This window comes from uncultured Holdemanella sp. (assembly GCF_934772795.1).
In the GTDB taxonomy this organism is placed as follows: Bacteria; Bacillota_I; Bacilli_A; order Erysipelotrichales; family Erysipelotrichaceae; genus Holdemanella.
Genome location: NZ_CAKVMR010000122.1, coordinates 1 through 1,812, shown reverse-complemented (window position 1 = coordinate 1,812; position 1,812 = coordinate 1). Strand labels below are relative to the sequence as shown.

2 protein-coding genes are annotated in these 1,812 nt (G+C 30.1%); both read left to right on the top strand.

Features of this window, described 5'->3' with window-relative positions:
* The first annotated feature begins 208 nt into the window (after positions 1 to 208).
* Positions 209 to 1,312 (top strand): aldo/keto reductase, encoded by a 1,104-nt coding sequence (locus tag Q0F04_RS11795; RefSeq protein ID WP_295753528.1) that lies wholly within the window; start codon positions 209 to 211, stop codon positions 1,310 to 1,312.
* Entirely contained in the window at positions 1,305 to 1,706 is a 402-nt protein-coding gene (locus tag Q0F04_RS11790; protein ID WP_288523653.1) for a DUF1893 domain-containing protein, read from the top strand. Before Q0F04_RS11795 ends, Q0F04_RS11790 begins: the two co-directional genes overlap by 8 nt.
* Positions 1,707 to 1,812 lie beyond the last annotated feature (106 nt).

Here is a 1,812-nt window from a genome sequence, read left to right as displayed (position 1 = left end):
TTCAAAGATCATGTGCACCTCAGCAGTGCTCATCTATATTACCAAATCATTCCTCTTTCGTCAAATGTTTTTTTAAACTTTTTTCATCTTTTTTATAAATAATCAAAATAATCTTCATATATACACATTTTTAATCATTTTTTTAATTATTATTTCTATTAAACAATAAAGTTGTACTATAATTCAATTAATTAATAGGAGGATATTTATGAAAAAATTAGGTTTTGGATGCATGAGGCTACCACTAACAAATCCAGAAGATCCAACTTCTGTAGATTTGGAACAATTCTGTACAATGGTTGATACTTTTATTGATAATGGATTTACCTATTTTGATACAGCTTATCCTTATCATCAAAAACAAAGTGAGTTATTTGTAAAAAAAGCTTTAGTAGAAAGATATCCACGAAATTCATTTACTTTAGCAGATAAATTACCAGTTCCATTTATGAAAGTAAAAGAAGATGCTCAAAGAATCTTTGATGAACAATTAGAAAAGTGTGGTGTTGACTATTTTGATTATTATCTTCTACATTCTTTAAATCGAAATCATTACGAAACCGCAAAAAAATTTGGATGTTTTGATTTTGTTAAAAAAATGAAGGCAGAAGGAAAAATCAAAGAAATTGGTTTCTCTTTCCATGACACAGCTGATATTTTAGATCAAATACTAACGGAGCATCCTGAAATGGATTTTGTACAACTTCAAATCAACTACCTAGATTGGAATAGTGAAAGTGTGCAATCTAAATTATGTTATGAAACAGCTGTTAAACATGGAAAACAAGTAGTTATTATGGAACCAGTTAAAGGTGGAAGTCTTGTACGTGTTCCAGAAGATATTAAGACTAAATTATTAAACTTGGATAGTTCATTGTCCGTTGCTTCATGGGCTATTCGTTTTGCGGCAAGTCTAGAAAATGTTCGTGTCGTACTTAGTGGTATGTCTAATCTTGAACAATTAGACGATAATATTTCATATATGAAAGAATTTAAGCCATTAACACAAGAAGAAAATAAATACTTGATTCATTTAGGTGATCAAATTCGAACATCCATTGCTATTCCATGTACTGCATGTAACTATTGTACTCCTGGATGTCCAAAGCACATCTGTATACCAGAATACTTTAGTCTGTACAATAAAAGAAAACAGAATTTATCTAAGGGTAAATCAAAAGAATACGATGATTTAAAAAATGAGCATGGAAAGCCATTAGATTGTATTGAATGTGGACAATGTGAACGAGTATGCCCTCAAAAGCTTCCAATTATTAGTAATCTTAAGAAAGTGGCTGAAGAATTTGAATAAATTTATTGCACGCAGAGACAATGAAATTATTTATTGTTCCAATGAAATCGGAGTAAAGCCAATTCTATCAAAGCTTAATGAAAATATTGATTTTTATAAAGATGCAGATATAGAAGATACAGTTGTAGGTAAAGCAGCTGCAAGTTTATATGTACTCGCAAAAATCAAATTTATTTATGCTCATACATTAAGTGAAGCAGCTAAAAGTTATTTAGAAAAGAATAATGTTTCTTTCAAATACGATAAACTTGTTAAGGAAATACGAAATAGGTCAAACACAGACATGTGTCCATTAGAAAAATCTGTAATACATATTGATGATCCAGTTATCGCAAAAACCGCATTAGAAAATACAATACAAAAATTAATGAATCAGAAAAAAAGCCAAGTCTAAGTAAATAAAGACTTGGCTTTTGAATATATAAGTATAAAAAAAGGACCCGGCAGCTAGCTATCTTCGCAGGGGCAAGCCCAACTATTGTCGCCGTGAAAGTGCTTAA

Coding starts and splice junctions, on each gene's coding strand:
- Q0F04_RS11795 (WP_295753528.1), top strand. CDS start 209: ATGAAAAAATTAGGTTTTGGATGCATGAGGCTACCACTAACAAATCCA.